This window comes from Conyzicola sp., from assembly GCF_046714715.1.
Lineage (GTDB): Bacteria > Actinomycetota > Actinomycetes > Actinomycetales > Microbacteriaceae > Conyzicola.
On sequence record NZ_JBKKAD010000018.1, the window covers coordinates 17,134 to 36,106 of the forward strand.

The 18,973-nt window shown below is 66.8% G+C and carries 21 protein-coding genes and 1 tRNA gene; 19 read left to right on the top strand and 3 right to left on the bottom strand.

What is annotated here, in order from left to right; translation table 11 throughout:
- Positions 1-51: 51 nt before the first annotated feature.
- The 8 genes from ACLQ6X_RS01740 (at position 52) to ACLQ6X_RS01775 (ending at position 7,052) form a co-directional block, all read left to right on the top strand.
- Entirely contained in the window at positions 52-1,320 is a 1,269-nt protein-coding gene (locus ACLQ6X_RS01740) for a glutamate-5-semialdehyde dehydrogenase (RefSeq protein WP_411698437.1), read from the top strand.
- 17 nt (positions 1,321-1,337) lie between these two features.
- Positions 1,338-1,553, top strand: coding sequence for a hypothetical protein (locus ACLQ6X_RS01745; RefSeq protein WP_411698438.1), 216 nt, complete (start codon positions 1,338-1,340; stop codon positions 1,551-1,553).
- Between the two features lie 9 nt (positions 1,554-1,562).
- On the top strand, positions 1,563-2,168 hold the full coding sequence (gene nadD / locus ACLQ6X_RS01750) for a nicotinate-nucleotide adenylyltransferase (RefSeq protein WP_188509709.1): 606 nt from the start codon (positions 1,563-1,565) through the stop codon (positions 2,166-2,168).
- Entirely contained in the window at positions 2,168-3,808 is a 1,641-nt protein-coding gene (locus ACLQ6X_RS01755; protein WP_411698439.1) for a hypothetical protein, read from the top strand. Before nadD ends, ACLQ6X_RS01755 begins: the two co-directional genes overlap by 1 nt.
- 40 nt (positions 3,809-3,848) lie before the next feature.
- Positions 3,849-4,250 carry a ribosome silencing factor gene (rsfS, locus tag ACLQ6X_RS01760; RefSeq protein ID WP_411698440.1) on the top strand — a complete coding sequence of 134 codons (402 nt, stop codon included), beginning with the start codon at positions 3,849-3,851 and terminating at the stop codon, positions 4,248-4,250.
- A 134-nt stretch (positions 4,251-4,384) separates the two neighbouring features.
- Positions 4,385-5,377 (top strand): methionine ABC transporter ATP-binding protein, encoded by a 993-nt coding sequence (locus tag ACLQ6X_RS01765; RefSeq protein WP_411698441.1) that lies wholly within the window; start codon positions 4,385-4,387, stop codon positions 5,375-5,377.
- Positions 5,374-6,144 carry a methionine ABC transporter permease gene (locus tag ACLQ6X_RS01770; RefSeq protein ID WP_411698442.1) on the top strand — a complete coding sequence of 257 codons (771 nt, stop codon included), beginning with the start codon at positions 5,374-5,376 and terminating at the stop codon, positions 6,142-6,144. The genes ACLQ6X_RS01765 and ACLQ6X_RS01770 overlap by 4 nt, the downstream gene beginning before the upstream one ends.
- A 71-nt stretch (positions 6,145-6,215) precedes the next feature.
- Entirely contained in the window at positions 6,216-7,052 is an 837-nt protein-coding gene (locus tag ACLQ6X_RS01775) for a MetQ/NlpA family ABC transporter substrate-binding protein (RefSeq protein ID WP_411698443.1), read from the top strand.
- Positions 7,053-7,120: 68 nt separating this feature from the next.
- Here ACLQ6X_RS01775 and ACLQ6X_RS01780 read toward each other — a convergent pair whose 3' ends face one another.
- Both ACLQ6X_RS01780 and ACLQ6X_RS01785 read right to left on the bottom strand, forming a co-directional pair.
- Entirely contained in the window at positions 7,121-7,624 is a 504-nt protein-coding gene (locus ACLQ6X_RS01780) for a hypothetical protein (protein WP_411698444.1), read from the bottom strand.
- 9 nt (positions 7,625-7,633) lie between these two features.
- A complete protein-coding gene (locus ACLQ6X_RS01785) occupies positions 7,634-8,206 on the bottom strand; it encodes an antibiotic biosynthesis monooxygenase (RefSeq protein WP_411698445.1) in 573 nt (190 codons plus the stop codon).
- Positions 8,207-8,326: 120 nt separating this feature from the next.
- On the opposite strand from ACLQ6X_RS01785, the gene ACLQ6X_RS01790 reads away from it, so the two are divergent.
- The 5 genes from ACLQ6X_RS01790 to ACLQ6X_RS01810 all read left to right on the top strand — a co-directional run bounded on the left by ACLQ6X_RS01790 (position 8,327) and on the right by ACLQ6X_RS01810 (position 12,815).
- Positions 8,327-8,400: transfer RNA gene (locus ACLQ6X_RS01790), tRNA-Ala, on the top strand.
- Positions 8,401-8,882: 482 nt separating this feature from the next.
- Positions 8,883-9,902 (top strand): iron-siderophore ABC transporter substrate-binding protein, encoded by a 1,020-nt coding sequence (locus ACLQ6X_RS01795; RefSeq protein ID WP_411698446.1) that lies wholly within the window; start codon positions 8,883-8,885, stop codon positions 9,900-9,902.
- A gap of 47 nt (positions 9,903-9,949) precedes the next feature.
- Positions 9,950-10,960 carry a FecCD family ABC transporter permease gene (locus tag ACLQ6X_RS01800; RefSeq protein WP_411698498.1) on the top strand — a complete coding sequence of 337 codons (1,011 nt, stop codon included), beginning with the start codon at positions 9,950-9,952 and terminating at the stop codon, positions 10,958-10,960.
- Positions 10,960-12,018, top strand: coding sequence for a FecCD family ABC transporter permease (locus ACLQ6X_RS01805; RefSeq protein ID WP_411698447.1), 1,059 nt, complete (start codon positions 10,960-10,962; stop codon positions 12,016-12,018). Before ACLQ6X_RS01800 ends, ACLQ6X_RS01805 begins: the two co-directional genes overlap by 1 nt.
- Complete coding sequence (locus ACLQ6X_RS01810) at positions 12,015-12,815, top strand: ABC transporter ATP-binding protein (RefSeq protein ID WP_411698448.1); 801 nt, start codon at positions 12,015-12,017, stop codon at positions 12,813-12,815. Before ACLQ6X_RS01805 ends, ACLQ6X_RS01810 begins: the two co-directional genes overlap by 4 nt.
- Before the next feature lie 93 nt (positions 12,816-12,908).
- Here the strand turns inward: ACLQ6X_RS01810 and ACLQ6X_RS01815 are convergent, their stop codons facing one another.
- The gene (locus ACLQ6X_RS01815; protein WP_411698449.1) at positions 12,909-13,787 is read right to left on the bottom strand and encodes a serine hydrolase domain-containing protein; all 879 of its coding nucleotides are present in this window, start codon (positions 13,785-13,787) and stop codon (positions 12,909-12,911) included.
- A gap of 559 nt (positions 13,788-14,346) precedes the next feature.
- Here ACLQ6X_RS01815 and ACLQ6X_RS01820 point away from each other — a divergent pair.
- The 6 genes from ACLQ6X_RS01820 to ACLQ6X_RS01845 all read left to right on the top strand — a co-directional run bounded on the left by ACLQ6X_RS01820 (position 14,347) and on the right by ACLQ6X_RS01845 (position 18,861).
- Positions 14,347-14,706 carry a hypothetical protein gene (locus tag ACLQ6X_RS01820; protein WP_411698450.1) on the top strand — a complete coding sequence of 120 codons (360 nt, stop codon included), beginning with the start codon at positions 14,347-14,349 and terminating at the stop codon, positions 14,704-14,706.
- A 185-nt stretch (positions 14,707-14,891) separates the two neighbouring features.
- The gene (locus ACLQ6X_RS01825) at positions 14,892-15,416 is read left to right on the top strand and encodes an NADPH-dependent FMN reductase (protein ID WP_411698451.1); all 525 of its coding nucleotides are present in this window, start codon (positions 14,892-14,894) and stop codon (positions 15,414-15,416) included.
- A complete protein-coding gene (locus tag ACLQ6X_RS01830) occupies positions 15,413-15,940 on the top strand; it encodes a flavin reductase family protein (RefSeq protein ID WP_411698452.1) in 528 nt (175 codons plus the stop codon). The genes ACLQ6X_RS01825 and ACLQ6X_RS01830 overlap by 4 nt, the downstream gene beginning before the upstream one ends.
- Positions 15,941-15,944: 4 nt before the next feature.
- Positions 15,945-16,805: an ABC transporter ATP-binding protein gene (locus ACLQ6X_RS01835; protein WP_411698453.1), complete on the top strand. Its 861-nt coding sequence runs from the start codon at positions 15,945-15,947 to the stop codon at positions 16,803-16,805.
- A 17-nt stretch (positions 16,806-16,822) separates the two neighbouring features.
- Positions 16,823-17,689, top strand: a complete 867-nt coding sequence (locus tag ACLQ6X_RS01840) for an ABC transporter permease (RefSeq protein ID WP_411698454.1) — start codon at positions 16,823-16,825, stop codon at positions 17,687-17,689.
- 68 nt (positions 17,690-17,757) lie between these two features.
- Positions 17,758-18,861 carry an ABC transporter substrate-binding protein gene (locus ACLQ6X_RS01845; RefSeq protein ID WP_411698455.1) on the top strand — a complete coding sequence of 368 codons (1,104 nt, stop codon included), beginning with the start codon at positions 17,758-17,760 and terminating at the stop codon, positions 18,859-18,861.
- Positions 18,862-18,973: the final 112 nt, after the last annotated feature.

The following is an 18,973-nucleotide window of genomic DNA, read 5'->3' on the forward strand; positions in this document are numbered from 1 at the left end:
CCGAGACGCAGGCCGCGCCAGCGCCTTGCCGCCGGTCGTACACTGGGCGCTATGACCGATACCGCCGTCGCAACCACATCGTTCACCGAGAAGCTCGAGGCCGCACGCCGCGCATCCGTGGTGCTCGCCACGGCGAAGGCCGACCTGAAGAACTCGGCCCTCGAGGCGATCGCCCGGGCCGTGGTCGCCAACGCCGACCGTGTTATCGCGGCGAACGACCTCGACCTGGCCAACGGCCGGGAGAACGCGCTCTCCGCCGGGCTGCAAGACCGGCTGCGCCTCGACGTCGCCCGTCTGACCTCGCTCGCCGACGCCGTGCGTGAGATCGTCGCGCTCACCGACCCCGTTGGCGAGGTGGTGCGCGGAAGCACGCTGCCCAACGGCGTCGGGCTCACTCAGGTGCGCGTGCCGTTCGGGGTGATCGGCGCGATCTACGAGGCCCGCCCCAACGTCACGATCGACATCGCGGCGCTCGCGCTGAAGAGCGGCAATGCCGTGGTGCTGCGCGGGGGGTCGGCGGCCGAGAACACCAACCGCGTTCTCGTCGACGTCATCCAGGGAGCCCTGGCCGAGGCCGGCCTTCCGGTCGACGCGGTGCAGACGATCGACGAGTTCGGTCGCGAGGGCGCGAAGCAGCTGATGCAGGCGCGCGGGTATGTCGACGTGCTCATCCCACGCGGCAGCGCCGACCTCATCAACGCGGTGGTCGCCGAGTCGAAGGTGCCCGTGATCGAGACCGGCGCGGGAGTCGTGCACGTCTTCCTCGACGCCAGCGCCGACGAGCGGATGGCCGTCGACATCGTGCACAACGCCAAGGTGCAGCGACCCAGCGTGTGCAACGCCCTCGAGACACTGCTCGTCCACGAGTCATCCGCATCTCGACTGCTGCCCCCCGTGCTCGCGAAACTGCGCGAATCCGGCGTCACCATCCACGCCGACGAGCGCACGAGCGCGATCTTCGCCGACGTCGTGCCCGCCACCGACGCCGACTGGTCGACCGAGTACATGTCGCTCGATCTCGCCGTGCGTGTCGTCGGCGACCTCGACGAGGCGATGCAGCACATCCGCGACTACTCCACCCACCACACCGAGTCGATTATCACCAACGACCTCGGCAACGCCGAACGTTTTCTCGCCGAGGTCGATTCTGCGGTGGTGATGGTCAACGCGTCGACCCGGTTCACCGACGGAGGCGAGTTCGGCTTCGGGGCCGAAGTGGGCATCTCGACGCAGAAACTGCACGCTCGCGGCCCGATGGGGCTCGGCGAATTGACCAGCACCAAGTGGGTTGTGCGCGGCAGCGGTCAGGCACGCGGCTAAGCTTTAGAACGTCGTGAATGGAGAACCACATGTCGCTGATCACCAGCCTGATTACCGCCGCTGAAGAGTCGGCTCACAACGAGCTGCCCATGAGCCCGTTCGGATACGCCGGCATTGCCGTCGCGGTGTTCGTGGCACTCGGCGTCGTCGTGTGGAGCTACCGCGACGTCGCGAACCGTCACAGTGACAAGTTCAACGCCGCGCACGACGACCAGCACACGCCGGGCCACTAGGGGCCGCGCGTGGTCGAGGGCGCTGCGCGCCGGGCTCGCGTCGGTGTAATGGGTGGGACATTCGACCCCATCCACAACGGCCACCTCGTCGCCGCAAGCGAGGTGCAACAGAAGTTCGACCTCGACGAGGTGATCTTCGTGCCCACCGGCATGCCGTGGATGAAGTCGGACTACGCCGTCACCGAGGGCGAGCACCGTTACCTGATGACCGTGATCGCCACCGCGGCGAACCCGCGATTCACGGTGAGCCGGGTCGATATCGACCGCACGGGGCCCACCTACACGATTGATACGCTGCGTGATATCCACGCCGCCCGGCCCGACGCCGACATCTTCTTCATCTCGGGCGCCGACGCGATCGCGCAGATCCTCGAGTGGAAAGACGTCGAACAGGTCTGGCCGCTCGCGCATTTCGTCGCCGTGTCGCGTCCGGGACACCCCCTGACCATTTCCGGTTTACCTGAGCAGGGCGTAAGCTTGCTAGAAGTTCCGGCGCTAGCTATCTCTTCTACAGACTGCAGAAGCCGGGTGAGCCGGGGATTCCCGGTCTGGTATTTGGTTCCCGATGGTGTAGTTCAGTACATCTCCAAACACCACTTGTATCGGAGTATTTAATGACCAGCTCTCAGGATCAGCCTCCACTGTCGAGGCGTGCACTTCGCCAGCAGCTCTCCCACGCGGAGGAAATCGACGACTCCGCCGAGGCCGACCGCGCGCCCTCGGGCCGCCGCGCCCGCGCCGCAGCCGCCGGGGGTCTGGTCGAGGTGACGAACACCTCCCAGACCGACGCCGTCGTGACTCCGGTGGAGCAGGACGACGACGCAGAGCACGGCGACGCAGAGCACAACGACTCCGCAGAGCACAGCGACTCGCTCGAGACGCCCGCGCTCACCGACTCCGCGATTCCGAAGGCATTCCCGTTCGCCGGCCAGGTCGAGGCGACCAACGACGACGACGGTCACACCGGATTTCAGCTGAGCGATTTCCGCCCCGAAACGACGCCCGTCGAGAACGAACCCGCCGACGCGGCCGAGCCTTCGTTCGACTCGCTCTTCTCCGATCTGCTCGAGCCCGAGCCCGCTGCAGCCGACGAGCAGCCTGCAGCCGACGAGCAGCCTGCCGCCGACGAGGCACCTGTCGCCGACGAGACCGAGATTCCCCTCGGCGAGCCGGTCGAGGTCGACGAGCCTGTTGCCCCCGTCGCTCCTGTAGCGATCGCCCAAGAAGAGCGCACCCTGAGCCGCCGCGAGTGGCGTGCGATGCGTGCCGCCGCCGAAGCTGCCGAATCCGCCGAAGCGTCCACCAGCGAGGCACCCGACGCCGAGACATCCAGCTCTGAGCCGGCCCCCGAGGCCGCTCCCGAAGCGGCCGCCGACGTGACCGACTCCGCAACCTCGGCCCTCGAACCGCAGACCTCCGACGTCGAGATGCGCTTCCAGGAGCCCGAGCACGACCAGGAGCCAGAGCAGGAGGCGAAGGCCGAGCAGCCCGCCGCCAGCACGCCCATCGGCTCCGTCTTCATCCCGCCGCTCGTCGAGCCGGCTGCGGCGCCGCAGTCCGCGCTGTCCGACGCGATGGCCGAGTTCGAGGCCCTCACCCGTTCCCCGCAGGCCGAGGCACCCGTCGACATCGAGCGTTCCGCGCCCGAGGCCGACGCGCCCGCGAAGCCCGCCGACGAGGCCGCGAAGCCCACCCCGTTCTCGTTCCTCGTGAACCCGGCAAGCGCCCCGTCGACTCCCAGCCCCTCGTCCGACCCCGACGCGGCCTACACGCCCCCGATCGGCCACTGGTCGCGCCAGGCCGAGCTCGACGACGAGAACCAGCCGTTCGAGAACACCCTCAGCCGCGATGTCGGCGGCGGAAACGTCGCGACGACCACCAACGCCCTCGTGCTGCCGATGATCCCGCAGCGCGACGACTTCTCCTCGGTGCTCAACGCCACGGGCGAGATCATGGTCACCGGCACGATCAACCTGCCCGGCAGCGTCGGCACCACCGGCCGCGACTCGCGCCACTACGACGACCCCGAGGTCGATCACCTCTTCGACGCCTTCGACAACGAGGTCGCGAACACCGACTCTGCTCCCGTGCGTGCGATCACCGCGGTCAGCAGCCACACCGCCACCCGCGGTGGCATCGAACTGGGACGCAAGCAGAGCAACCGCATGCTCAACGTGCTCCTGGTCACCGCATCCGTTATGGCGGTCGCCGTCGTCGGCCTGCTCATCGCCGGATTCGTCTTCCGCATCTTCTAGCCGTGAATCACTCTTCACACACCCCACTCTTAAGGACCCAGTGACCGCTTCTCCTCGCGCCCGCGAACTCGTCAACGTGGCGGCCGCCGCCGCCGACTCCAAGCAGGCAGAAGACATCGTCGCCCTCGACGTGTCCGGCCCGCTTCCCCTCACCGATGTCTTCCTCATCGCCACCGGCCGCAACGAGCGCAACGTCGTCGCCATCGCCGGCGAGGTCGAAGACAAGATGCTCGAGGCCGGTGCGAAGACCATCCGCCGCGAGGGTCGCGCTGAGGGCCGGTGGATTCTGCTCGACTTCGGCGACGTCATCGTGCACGTCTTCCACGAGGAAGACCGCATGTACTACTCGCTCGAGCGCCTGTGGAAAGACTGCCCCACGATCGCCCTCGACGTCGCGGGTGCCGCAGCGGTCGACGAGCCGGTCTCCGAGACCGCGGAGTAGTCCGCCCCCACTAGCGCGCGGGCAGACACACGGCGTAACACGAATTTGCCCGGCGCGCCCGCTCGGGTCACACTGATCTCCTCCGTCGCTCGAAGGTGCGTGGCGATTTTCCGCCATACGAACCCGGGTAGCGCATGATATCGATCAGCCACGTCAGCAAGTCGTTCGGCACGGGCGACGGTCGCACCCTGGCCCTCGATGACGTCAGCCTCGAGGTAGGCCGCGGAGAGATCTTCGGCGTGGTCGGGCAGAGCGGTGCGGGCAAGAGCACTCTCATCCGCACCGTCAACCTTTTGGAACGGCCGGATGCCGGCACCATAACGGTCGACGGCAGGGTGATCACGTCTCTCACTGACCGCGACCTGCGCATCGCCCGGCAGAGCATCGGAATGGTCTTCCAGCACTTCAACCTGCTGTCGAGCCGCACGGTGCGGGGTAACGTCGAGCTCGCGCTCGAGGTCATCGGCGTCGACGGTCGAGAACGCCGCGCGCGTGCCGGCGAGATCCTCGAACTCGTGGGCCTCGCCGAGAAGGAGAACGCCTACCCGGCGCAGCTCTCCGGCGGTCAGAAGCAGCGCATCGGCATTGCCCGTGCCCTCGCCGGCCGCCCCAGCGTGCTGCTCTCCGACGAGGCCACGAGCGCGCTCGACCCGGAGACGACGCGCTCGATCCTCGAGCTGCTCAAGACCATCAACCGCGAACTCGACCTCACCGTGCTGCTCATCACCCATGAGATGGACGTCGTGAAGACGGTGTGCGACTCTGCGGCTCTTATCGAGGGCGGCCGCATCGCCGAACAGGGAAAGCTCGTCGAGCTCATCTCCGCCCCGGGTTCGCGGCTCGCCCACGATCTCTTCCCGCTCGGCGAGATCCCGGCCGGCACGACCGGCACCGTCGTCGACATCACCTTCAGCGGCGGCTCCGCCGACCGGCCGGTCATCGCGCAACTCGCGCGGGACCACGCGATCGACGTGAGCATCCTCGGGGCCACGATCGAGACGATCGCCGGCAACCAGGCCGGCCGCACCCGCCTCGAGCTTCCCGGGTCGCCCCAGACGACGGCGGCCGCCATCGCCGACCTGCGCGCGCAGGGCCTCCTGGTCGAACTCGTAAGGGACGCAGCATGAACGACACCTCCGACCCGAAGTTCTGGAGCGACCTCGTCGACGTGCTGATCATCGGCACCGGCCAGACGCTCTACATGGTCTCCATCGCGCTGGTCGTCACCGTGATCGTCGGCCTCCCGCTCGGCGTCCTGCTGGTCGGCACCGAGAGGGGCGGGCTGTTCGCCACCCCGTTCGGGTCGCGCACGGCCGGCCGGGTGATCAACCGGGTGCTCGACTTCATCGTGAACCTCGGACGCTCGATCCCGTTCATCATCCTGATGATCGCCGTCATCCCGTTCACCCGCCTCGTCGTCGGCACCTTCATCGGGTCGACCGCGGCGATCGTTCCGCTGTCGCTCGTGGCGATCCCGTTCTTCGCCCGTATGGTCGAGATCGCCCTCAAAGAGGTCGACCCCGGCCTGACCGAGGCCGCGAACTCGTTGGGCGCGAGTCGATGGCAGATCGTGCGCAAGGTGCTCGTGCCCGAGGCGCTGCCGAGCATGCTGCTCGGACTCGCCACCACCGTGACATCCATCATCAATTTCTCGGCGATGGTGGGCACCGTGGCAGGCGGCGGTCTCGGCGACGTCGCGTTCCGCTACGGCTACCAGCGGTACTCGACGATCCACATCGTGGCCGTCATCATCATCATCTTCATCATCGTGCAGTCGCTCGCGGCCATCGCCACCCACTTCGCGAAGAAGTACGCCCGCACGGCGTCCGACACCGGCAGGGCGAAGGCCGTCGCCGCGAGAGCCGACCTGCGGCCCGTCGTCGGCACCGACTAGTTTTCCCCAGCGGCCGAAGTCAGCATCACGGCCGCGATCGCAACACCCGACATCCAAGAGAAGAGAATCACATGCGTATCACCCACCGCAGCGCGCGCCTTGCTGGTGCCGCCGCTGCCGCCGCAGTTCTGGCAATCGGCCTCTCCGCCTGCTCGTCCGCCGCGCCGGCCTCCACCAACCCCGACGTGGACGACCTCGGCACGATCAAGGTGGGCGCCCTGCAGACGCCCGCCGGCGACATCCTCACCTGGGTGCAGGAGAACCTCGCGGCAGACGCCGGGCTCACGATCGAGTTCGTGCCGTTCACCGACTACAACACGCCGAACCTGTCGGTGAGCGACGGGTCGACCGACGCCAACCTCTTCCAGAACGCGAACTTCCTCGCGACCTACAACGAGGCGTCCGACGACTCCCTCGTGAGCGTCGGCGACGTCTACCTGCCGAGCGCCGCGTTCTACAGCGACAAGATCGAGAGCCTCGACGACCTCGAGGACGGCGCGAAGATCGCCATCCCGAACGACCCGACCAACGAGGGCCGCGCGCTGCTCATCCTCGCCGCCGAGGGGCTCATCGAGACGACCGAGGCGCCGACGACGCTCGGCGACATCACCGACAACCCGCGCGACTTCGAGTTCGTCGAGATCGAGAACGCCACGTTGGCGCAGTCGGTGCCCGATGTCGACACGGCCTTCGTCACCATCTCGTTCGCGCTGCCCGCCGGCCTCACCGCCGACGATGCCATCCTGATCGAGGGCAGCGACAGCCCCTACGTGAACGTGCTCGCCACCACCGAGGAGCTCGAGAGCGACCCCCGCGTCGCCAAGCTCTACGAGCTGCTGACGTCGCAGGAGACGGCCGACTACATCAACGAGACCTGGGACGGCCTCGTCGTACCCGTCGCGAAGTAGATCGCTCTGTACGACGGATGCCCGTCCCGCTTCGGCGGGGCGGGCATCCGTTCGTTGCGTCGAGACCTCTACAGAGCGGCCTGAAAGGCGATGGCGTAGATCACGGGCTCGGCATCGAGGGTGATCTCGGTGCTGAAGCCCGCCGGCGGCACTGTCGCGGCGAACGACCTGGTCGTGGCGCCAGCGCAGTCGATCGCCTGGGTGGCGATCTGGGCGTTGCTGTCGGCGAGCAGCGTGACCTCGATGGCAGAGTCGCCGTTGCAGGCGACGGTGACGGTGTAGTCGCCGGCCGGCAGCTGGCTCGCGAACGACGACAGGGCGGGGGAGGTCTGCCGGCTGAGCCAGCCGGAATAGCCGCCGACGTAGCCGGGGTCGCCCGCCTGCGGAACGGCCTGCGCGGCCCACGTGGGTATGTCGTCGACGTCGATGGGCAGATCAGCCGATCCGTCGTCGGTCGCGCTCGGGGTAGGCCCGGGGTCGCTCGACAGGGCGCCCGGCGTGCAGCCGGCGAGAGCGGCTGCGGCGAGCAGGCTGAGACCGATAAGGGGAGGTGTTCTCGACAACCTGGTCATCCCTCCACCCTAACCAGCGCGCCGGGCGCCGCCTTTGAGCAGCCACGGCCGGAGCAGTCGAGTGACCGCGGGCAGCGCCAGGTAGGTCATGACCGGCGTGACGATCACCGTGAGTACCAGAACGCGCACGGGCAGCGGCCACCCGTCGCTCACGAACGACAGCAGCCAGTTGACCACGAGGCTCAGCGGCAGGAAGCTCGCGAAGATCGCGACCATCTGCTTCCAGCGCGGGGGAGAGGGCGGGGTCTGCGCGATCACCTCGACCGACGCCGGCTGGTCGAACCAGCCCTCGATACCGGTGCGGCGTTCGACCGACGACTCCTCGACCAACCCGATCGCGCTCTCCACCCACCAGGCGCGTTCGGCGGATTTCTCCCACGTCGACAGGCTCGGTTCGTCGGCGAAACGATAGAGCATGTGCCATTCGGATGACTCGGGGTCGCGGCGAATCCAGCCGGAACCCAGGTAACCCGGGCTAGCGCTCGCCAGTTCCTGCCCCGCCCGCGCCCACGCCGCGGCTTCCTTCGCACGCTCGGGGGCGACGGTTCGCGTGACGGAGACGGTGATCGGTGTGGCACTCATCCGACCAGTGTGCCTCGTCTATGTTTCGGATTCGCGTCGGGACGGTTTGGAGTGGTCGAGTTATGTAGTAATCTTTACAAGTTGCCTTTTCGAGAGAGAAGAAAACACGAACTGAACAATGGGTCCATGGCGCAGCCCGGTAGCGCACCTGCATGGCATGCAGGGGGTCAGGGGTTCGAATCCCCTTGGATCCACATAAAGTACAGGTCAGACGGCCATTTCAAAATCCGAGAGGATGATGAAATGGCCGTTTTCTGTATGGGGCGACAGTTTGGCACGCGTAGATACGTGTGAAACGCAATTCCGCCCATCGTGCAAAAGCAACGCACGGCTCACGTTGCCCATGACGCAGTACCGCGGCTCCGGCCGCACGGCCAAGGATCGTGACTTCGGAAAGCCTCCGGTTTTTGCTGCAAGGCGGCGATTCGCGGACTCGGTCGATCCTGCGAGGATGAGGTGACGAGAACCGGGTCAGGACGCCCCCTCGCCCGCCTCTGAAAGGCAATTGATACCGCCACCGAACGGCAGAAACTGCGGCCGCCAGCTTCGGCAAGGTCTCGTCTACTGATGTCTCCGCGTCGGTCGAGGGCGAGCTAGTTGTTAGGTTAGGCTTACCAATACCTCTACGCTTTCGCGTTCGGTTCCCACCGCCTACCAACACGAACTTTGGATTCCTATGCCAATTTCCCGACTTCTCGGCCTCAGCGCGGCCGTCGTCTTCACCATCGGCCTTGCCGCCTGCTCCACCTCCGCTGCGGAGAATACCGACCCGGATTCGAGCGCCAGCGGAGCCTTTCCCGTGACCGTCGAGCACGCGCTCGGTGAGACGACGATCGAGAAGCAGCCCGAACGTGTCACCACGATCGGCTGGGGAAACCAGGACGTTGCGCTCGCGCTTGGTGTCGCCCCCGTCGGCGTCGATGACCAGACCTGGTCGATGGACGGTAGTGACGGACTCGGCGTCTACGAATGGACCCTGGACGCCTATGACGCACTCGGCGCTGACGAGCCTGTGGTGTTCTCCACCGCAGACGGCACCGACTTCGAAGCCATCGCCGACACCCAGCCCGACGCCATTCTTGCGGGCTACTCAGGCGTCACCGAGGAAGAATACGCGACTCTGAGCGAGATCGCGCCGACCGTCGCCTACCCCGATGCTGCGTGGCTCACCCCGTGGCGCGACGTCATCCTCACCGACTCCGCTGCCCTCGGGCTCGCCGAGGAGGGCCAGGAGCTTGTCGACTCCCTCGACCAGCAGATCGCGGACGCGACTGCGGACTCAACATTCGAGGGCAAGAAGGCGGCGTTCTTCTATATGAGCGCCGCCGACCTCTCCACCATCTCGATCTATGGTCAGGGTGACTCGCGCACTGCCTTCCTCTCCGATCTCGGCTTCGACCTTCCCGAGCTTGCCGGTGACGTCGACACTTTCTACCAGGACATCAGCGCCGAGAACGCCGATCAGCTGGCGGACATCGACGTGATCGTGAGCTACGGCGACGGCGACGAGCTGCTCGAAGCGCTGCAGGCAGACCCCCTGTGGAACACGCTGCCGGCTGTACAGAACGGTGCTGTCGTCTCGGTCGGATCCGGCGATGCGCTCAGTGGCGCCGTAACCCCAACCGCGCTGTCGATCCCGTGGATGCTGGAGGACTACGTCGCCCTCCTGGACGGTGCCGTCGCGCTCGCGAAGTGACCTCAGTACAAGCTAAGGGCGAGGACCCCCGCCGCGCCGCCACTCAGGTGCCGGCGCGGCGGCGCGCATTGACGGTAGTCGGCTTGATCCTCGGCGTTGCCATCGCACTCCTGCTCTCCCTAGCATTCGGATCGCGGACCGTCTCGACGGCAGAGATATTCGACGGATTGACTTCCTGGGCGCAGGGGCGCACGTCGGCGGAAATCGGGGCGATCGCGGTGCAGGAACGCATCCCTCGCACTGTGCTCGCCATCATCGCCGGGGCAGCGCTCGCGCTGTCGGGTGCGCTGATGCAGGCGATCACCCGCAACCCCATCGCCGACCCCGGGATACTCGGAGTCAACACCGGCGCCGCTCTCGCCGTCGTGTGCGGAATCGCATTCTTCGGGATCACCTCGCCCTACCAGTTCCTCTGGCTCGCCCTCGGGGGCGCCATCCTGACGGCGATCTTCGTCTACAACGTCGGCTCGGTCGGACCCGGCGGTTCCACCCCCATCAAACTGGCGCTCGCGGGAGCGGCGACTACGGCAGCGCTGGGCTCCCTGGTCAGCGCGGTCCTGCTGCCCCGCACCGCAGCGATGGACACCTTCCGCTTCTGGCAGGTCGGCGGCGTCGGCGGAGCCGACTGGGGAACGATGGCGGTCATCGCCCCCCTGCTCGTGGCGGGGAGCCTGGTCGCCTTCGTCTGCGCACCCGCTCTGAATGCACTGGCACTCGGCGACGACGTCGCCGTGGGGCTCGGCGTGCGCGTCGGTCGCACCCGGCTACTCGCCGCGGTGGCGGGCGTGGTACTCTGCGCCGCTGTCACCGCGGTCGCCGGTCCCATCGCCTTCGTCGGTCTCATGGTTCCGCACGTGGTGCGCATGCTCGTCGGCCCCGATCAGCGATGGATGCTGCCGCTCTCGGCACTGGGCGGCGCCATCCTGCTGACGCTCGCCGACACCATCGGACGCCTTGTCGGCTACCCCGGCGAGACCGAAGCGGGCATCGTCACCGCCTTCGTCGGCGCTCCCGTCCTCGTCATCATCGCCCGCCGCAGCCGGATGAGGGCGATCTGATGACCACTCTCCCTACAACTCCCGATCTCGTTGCGCGCACGGCGCTGGTCCGTGCCGGCCGCATCCGCCGCTCCCGTCGTCGTGTCATCGTCATCCTCGTCCTCGCCGTCGCTGTACTGGCGCTCGTGGCCGCCGTGATCATGGTCGGCAACACGATCTACCCGGTCTCGGACATACTCGCCGTCCTCCGCGGAGAGAGCGTGCCCGGAGCATCCTTCACCGTCGGCACCCTGCGCATCCCGCGCGCGCTCATCGGAGCCCTAGCCGGCCTCGCCTTCGGCGCCGCCGGCACGACGTTCCAGACGATGCTGCGCAACCCCCTCGCCAGCCCGGACGTGATCGGCATCAGCGCCGGAGCCAGCGCGGCCGCCGTGCTCTGCCTGGTCGTGCTGCACTGGAGTGGCACCGCCACCATGTTCGCCGCTCTCATCGCGGGCGTTGCCACGGCCGCAGCCATCTACTTCGCCGCCCGAGGCGGCGAGTCCACCGGGGGCCGACTCATCCTCATCGGCATCGGCATCGGCGCGATGCTCGACGCGGTCGTCTCCTACGCGATCCAGCGGGCCGCCCAATGGGACGTCGCCGTCGCCATGCGCTGGCTCACCGGCAGCCTCAACGGCTCCCGCTGGGAGAACGTCCTCCCTCTCGGCATCGCCGTAGCAGTGCTGCTGCCACTACTCGCCCTACTCTCACGGCAGCTGCGAGCGCTGGAACTCGGCGACGCCGCGGCGACATCGCTGGGCGTGCGGGTAGACCACGTCCGCATCCTGCTCATCCTCGCCGCGGTCGCGCTCACCTGCTTCGCGACCGCGACCACGGGACCCATCGCCTTCGTGGCGTTCCTTGCCGGCCCCATCGTGAGCAGGCTGGTCGGTCACGGCTCCTCGCTGACCATCCCGGCGGCCCTCATGGGGGCCTGCCTGGTCCTCACATCCGACCTTATCGGCCAGTTCGCGTTCGACACCCGGTTCCCGGTCGGAGTGATCACCGGCATCCTCGGTGCCCCCTATCTTCTCTTCCTACTGATTCGCACATCCCGCCGCGGAGGATCCTCATGAGTGCCCAGCATCGCCTGACCACCGACGCCCTGGTGTCGGGCTACGGCAGCACGACCATCGTCGACGGCGTCGACCTCGAACTGCCGGCCGGGCGGATCACCGTGATCGTCGGGGCGAACGCGTGTGGTAAGTCGACGCTGCTGAAGACGCTGGCGCGGCTCATCAAACCGACCAGCGGCGCTGTCGTGCTCGACGGCAAACAGATCAGCGAGGTGCACACCAAGCAGCTGGCACGCACCCTCGGCCTCCTCCCTCAGCAGCCGATCGCGCCGGAGGGAATCGCCGTCGCCGACCTCGTCGGGCGCGGACGGCATCCGCACCAGAAGCTGTTCCGGTCGTGGACGACCGACGACGACAGGGCCGTCGTGGAAGCGCTGGAGGCGACCGGCGTGGCCGACCTCGCCGACCGCAGCGTCGACGAGCTCTCCGGTGGCCAGCGCCAGAAGGTCTGGATTGCCATGGCGCTTGCTCAGCAGACCGACATTCTGCTGCTGGACGAGCCGACGACGTTCCTCGACATCGCACACCAGGTAGAGGTGCTCGACCTGCTCACCGACCTCAATCGCCGCCAAGGCACAACGATCGTTATAGTGCTGCATGATCTGAACCTCGCCATCCGCTACGCGGACACCCTCGTAGCGGTCAAGGATGGCAAAGTCCTCGCCATGGGCGCTCCGTCAGAGGTCGTCACGAGCACGCTCATCGAAGAGGTTTTCGGCCTGCGCAGCACAATCATCACCGACCCGGTGTCAGGCAAGCCAATGGTCACGCCCCTCGGAAGACATCACGTCCGTTGAGAGCTAGAGGATATCGATGCGCCGGGCGGCGTCTCTGACGCTCTGATCCATCCGCCGTGCCGCGCTCGCGCCCCGGGAGCCACGCGGGCGGTGTCAGCTTCCCAACTGCTCCAGCGTCGTTACGATGCGCTCGGCCATCCTGTCTGCCTTGAAATGATCATTCGCGGTGATGGTGACCACGGCATCGCCGAGGAATACCAGCAACTGCCCATGCGCACCGTGCAGACGCCATGCGGCGCCGGGCCCATCCCAGCCGGCGAGCGCATAGCGGCGGTATGAGGACTCATACCCTTGTCCACGCTCAAACCAGTCAGCGTGCATCGCTTTAACCCAGTCCGAGGACACGAGGCGCTCTGATCGCCACACTCCGTGGTCGCGGATAAGCCGCCCTATCCGAGCGAGCTCGGTCGTGCGCAAGTGCAGCCCCCCGCCTGCAACAATCCAGCCGTTCGGACACCGCTCCCAGGCGGGCGCTTCGATAGCGAGCGGCCCGAACAGTCGCCGATCGAGCCATTGAGGCACGTCTCCGACAACGGCATCCAGCACCCGCATCGCGGTGTATGTGCTCGCGTTCGAATACTGGAATACCCGTCCACGCGAAGCACGGGCAAGAAACTCGCGTGCGAGATCGGGCCAGTCCGTCATCATCGTCTCGGACCACGGAAAGTCGATGCCACTCGTCATGTTGAGCAGATGCCGGACAGTAACGCTGTCGACGCCCTCTCCAAGAGCGAAGTCGTGTAAATAGCTGGCTACCGGCGCATCAATATCGAGAGCTCCGTCGTCTGCCGCAATCCCGACCGCAAGAACGCACACGCCTTTGGTCACCGAATGAACATCTCGGCGAACATCGTCGCTCCAGTGATACTCGGCAGTCTCATCATCAATGAGGACGTGCACTGAGTGCGCATCGAACCCGTCCTCCGTGGCGACGCCAACTAGGCGATCTACGATCATCTGCGCGCGACTCATCTCACTATTCTGCCGGGTGCACGAAGGCCGTGGAGGGCTCCGGACTCTGTCTCAGGAAGGTGCTGTCATCGCCAACCGAATATGGGGCCACACTCACGAACTGAAAGAAGGTCAAGGTTGCGTGGTTCTAGTGCGCCGCACTCGTGGGCAGTTGGTGGTCGTTGGTCCCATAGCTCAGGCTCGCGGCGTAACCGAAGCGCGAGCCGCTACGTGCAGTCCGTGTGAGTGGTCGACGCTTATTCGACCGCTCAGCGCTGTCGAGGATGGTCTAAATCCACCGATGGCGACGTAATCGGGCATCGCAACATAAAAACGTGATTGTGAAAGAACCGTTTGACCAATAATTCGTCCGATAAATGTCGAACTGTCGGTTCGAGGCTGATGAATCTCAAATCCGCTGGAAGCACCAGGGGGTCAGGGGTTCGAATCCCCGCGGGAAACATCGGCGAAACGTCGGCGGCGTACGCTCGTGCCTCGAAGACCCGAGAGACTGCGAGGTGACAGGGTGGGGCACATCGGAACGACGGGCCGTATCTCCGAAGAGTCGACGGAGCACGCCATGCTCAGGGCTCTCGGTGCCCTGCTGAAGGTCGAGCTCGAGCCGCGCACCCTGCAGCTGCCCGGAAACCTGCGTGTCGAAGTCGAGGGCATCGACACCGCGGAGAGCGTGCTCGTGCAGCTCGTCCCCTATCTCGGCGAGGCTCGCTCCACGCACCGCATGGGGGCACTCGCCGACATGTTCAAACTCGTCTGGCTGCGCGGGGTTCTGCCCACGAGGCCCCGGCTGGTTCTCTGCGTCGCCGAGCCGCAGGCGCGGTTCTTCACGGCGGCCTCGTGGCCGCTCGGCGCCGCGAAGGCACAGCAGGTCGACGTCTACTCGTTCCACACCGACGGCTCGCTGCACCTGCTCACCGCCTAGGGCGAGTGTTTACGCGCGCGAAACAGAATCCGTCGCTTTCGCGTAACACGCCTTCTGTACTGTCTCACTTACGGACCTCCGCGGGCCATTAGCTTCCAGTCTCGAGAACACTCTCTCGCAACCGGAACCTCTTCACCCGTTCGCTCTCCTTCTCTCATCGACGGATCTGAGCCCTGGAGGCACAAGTGAATTTCCTGATCAGCGGTCTCGTGGGCAACCCACGTGCCGGATCGAAGACCCTGGCAGCGACCCGGTCGCTCGTCGCGCAGTGTGCCGACGTGATCGGCGCGACCGACTCGGGCGTGGTCGACCTCGCCGAGTTCGGCGGCCGCGTTCTCGACCAGGCCGATGCCGAAGTGGCCGACGTGCGGGCCCGGCTCGCCACGGTGCAGCTGCTCGTGGTCGCCACACCGGTCTACAAGGGCTCGTACACCGGCCTGCTCAAGGCGTTCCTCGACGGGTACGGCCCCGGCGCGCTCACCTCGACCTTCACCGTGCCGCTGACGATCGCCGCGTCGCCGCAGCACTCGCTCGCCGGTGGAACGCACCTGCAGCCCGTACTCGACGAGCTCGGCGCGCTCAGCCCGCTCGGCGGCCTGTTCCTGCCCGACGCGGTCGCCGCGGACGAGACGCAGCGGGATGCCGCGATCGCCGAGTGGATCGACCGTCGCTCGGCGATCCTCGGAGCTTTCACGGCGGTGGTGGCATGACGAACGTCGACACCGCGATAGCCGAGTCATCCGGCAGCTATCTCGAATCACCTCCCGGATTCGACGCGGGCGAACTGCGCCGGGCCCTCGCGGGCATGGCGACCTCGGTCACCCTCGTCACCACCAAGATCGACGGCACGCCCTACGGATTCACCGCCAACAGCTTCACGAGCGTCTCGGTGTCGCCGCCGCTCGTCGCCGTATTCCTCGCCGAGACCGCCGAGAGCTACCCGGCCTTCGCCCGCACGACGCACCTCGCGGTGAATATCCTGGCCGACGGACAGGGAGACATCGCCAAGCACTTCGCCACGAAGGGCGTCGACAAGTTCGCCGCGGTCGAACTGCACCACGAGTACGACCATGTTCCCGTCGTGACGGGCGCCGCGGCATCCATCGTCGGACGCGTACACGAACGGTGGACCGTGGGCGACCACCTCATGATCATCGTGCACGTCGACGACGTGCTGCGTTCAGGGGTCGAACCCCTCGTCTATCAGAACCGCGAGTTCAGGAAGTTGGTCTAACGCCATGTCCACACACATCCCCGCGCCCGCGAGCGACACGATCAGCATCGACAAGGCCGTGAAGATCTACGGTGCGGGCGCCGGCCAGCACGTCGCCCTCAACGGCGTCGACGTCACGATCGAGCGCGGTCAGTTCGTGAGCATCATCGGCCCCTCCGGCTGTGGCAAGTCGACACTGCTGCGCCTCATCGCGGGACTCGAGGAGGCCGACGCCGGCGACGTCAGCGTCTTCGGTGTGACGCCCGAACGGGCGTGCGCCGCGAAGATGATCGGGCTCGTTCCGCAGACGCCGGCCCTGCTGCCCTGGCTCGACGTGCTCAAGAACGTGAGCCTCCCGGCGAAGGTCAACACCGGCGCCGACCGCAGACGTCAGAAGATCGGCGGCCACGTCGCGAAGGCGGCGCCGGATATGCGCGACCTGCTGCAGAAGGCAGGGCTCGGCGACGCCGTGCACAAGCTGCCCGCCCAGTTGAGCGGCGGCATGCAGCAGCGCACCGCGATCGTGCGCGCGTTCGGCGTGCAGCCCGACGTGCTGCTGATGGACGAGCCGTTCTCGGCGCTCGACGAGTTCACCCGCGAGTCGATCCAGGGGCAACTGCTCGACATCTGGGACCAGATGAACACCACGGTCGTCTTCGTCACCCACTCGGTGACCGAGGCCGTGCGGCTCTCCGACAAGGTTCTCGTGATGTCGTCCGGTCCCGGCCGGGTCACGGCATCCGTCGACATCACGCTGCCGCGCCCGCGCAGTGAGGCGATGTTGAAGACGCCCGAATTCCACTACTTCGAAGACACGATCCGCGACCACCTCCAGGCCGCGTGGCGCGAGAGCCCGGCGGGCAATCCGGCGTCGAGCGCGGCCTAGCGACGGGAAAACGACCAATGACACTCACAACCCCCACCGTCCCCGCCCGCGTCGATCCGACGCCGGCGGCCAGCGACCTCCCACGCAAGAAGACCGCGGCGATCCCCGCGCGGTTCTCGTTCGTCAAGCCGGCCTACTGGCTCCCCGTGGTCGTGCTCGTCGTCGTTCTCGGGCTCGCCTGGAACTTCGTCGCGAAGGACAATCCCTACCTGTTGCCGCCCCTCGCCGCGGTGGGGGAGGCGCTCGCGGGCAACCCGGGCTTCTACCTCCACAACGCGTGGGTCACGCTGTCGGTGGCCCTGATGGGTCTCGCCATCGGTTTCGTCGCGTCGTACGTGCTCGCGATCCTGATCTCGGAGCTGCCCATCGCCCGCCGCGCCATCATGCCGGTGGCGGTCGTGCTCAACGTGACGCCGCTCGTGGCCATCGCCCCCGCGCTCGTGGTCGCCTTCGGGTTCGGCCCCGAGCCGAAACTCATCGTCACCGCGCTCATCTGCTTCTTCCCGATCCTCATCAACGTGTCGACCGGCCTGCGCTCGGTGCCCCAGTCGGTCGTGCAGGTCTTCTCGACGCTGCACGCCTCGCGCATCGAGATGCTCTGGCACGTGCGGATGCCGAGCGCGCTGCCCTTCCTGTTCACGTCGCTGCGCATCGTGTTCCCGCTCTCCATAATCGGCGCCGTCGTCGCCGAACTCGCCGCCCCCGGCGCGGCGGAGGGACTCGGAACGGTCATCAGCATCGCGTCGTCGAACAACCGCCTGCCCGTCGTCTACGCGGCGATCTTCTGCCTCGCGATCCTCGGCTCCGTGCTGCTGGCCATCATCACCGCGGTCGAGCGCCGCGTTCTGCACTGGCACGAGTCGATGATCGGCGAGAAGAACTGACACCCGCCGCACCCTTCCCACCCGCACCACCGCTTGCATCCCTTCACACCCATCTCAAGGAGACAGCTATGCCCGCACGCACCAGACTGGCCATCGCCGCGACGGTGATCGCCACCGTCGCGATCGGCCTCACCGCCTGCAGCCCCACCGCATCCGCACCGTCCGAGACCTCGGCCGACGCGGCATCCGAGGGCAGCGCCATCTCGGCCGAACGCTGCGAACTCAACAAGGCGGCCGGGAAGATCAACTTCCTGACCGGCTACTTCTACCAGGCGTCCGCGTCAATTCTGAACACCGTCGCCGCCGACGAACTCGGCTACTTCGACGCCCTGTGCCTCGACGTCGACATCCAGCCGGGAACCGGCGACACGGGCGAGAACGCCCAGCTGCTCGCCTCCGGCCAGGTCACGTTCACCGGCGTCGGCGAGCAGAACCTCATCCAGGCCCAGGACAACGGCATCGACATCCTCGGCATCTCCACCCTCTCCAACGTCGGGCTCGAGATCCTGATGACCAACACCGACGTCAAAGACCTCACCGAGCTCGACGGCACCATCCTCGGCCAGAAGGGCAACATGCCGCCCGCCGTCGAGGCGATGCTCACCAACGCCGGCGTCGATGTTGCGTCGATCCAGCAGGTCGTCGTGGGCTACGACCCCACGATCCTGCCGCGCGGCCAAGTCGACTCGCTCACCGGCTTCATCTCGAACGAGCCCAACCTGCTCGAAGCCGCCGACTTCGACGTGACAGTGTGGCGGCCCTTCGACTTCGGCGTGCCGAGCTCGCTCGGAACCGTCGCGGTGAATCCCGCCTTCGCCGAGGCGAACCCCACGGCCGTTGAGGACTTCATGCGGGCGAGCCTGCACGCCATCGACTACTGCGACGAGAACACCGAGGAGTGCGTCGAGTACGCGTCGGTGCTGTCGGGCGAAGGCTACGACGTGGCCCACAACATCAAGATCTGGGAGACCGAGTCGGAGATCATCACCGAGAACCAGCCGGCCGACCGCCCGGTCGGCCTCGTCGACACCGCCAACGTCGACGCGATCAGCGACTTCCTGGTCGAAACCGACCAGATCACGAAGGCGCCCGCCGACGTGCAGTCGTACTTCGACACCACCTTCATCGAGAACATCTACGACGGCACGACGCTCATCTGGCCGGCCCCGTAGCCGTCCGACCTCCCTTCGACGGGTTCAGGGACGGAAGGGTCGCAGGGCCCACCCCGGTCCCTGGGGCAACCCCGGTCCCTGAGCCCCGTCGAAGGGCACACTCCCGCTCCCG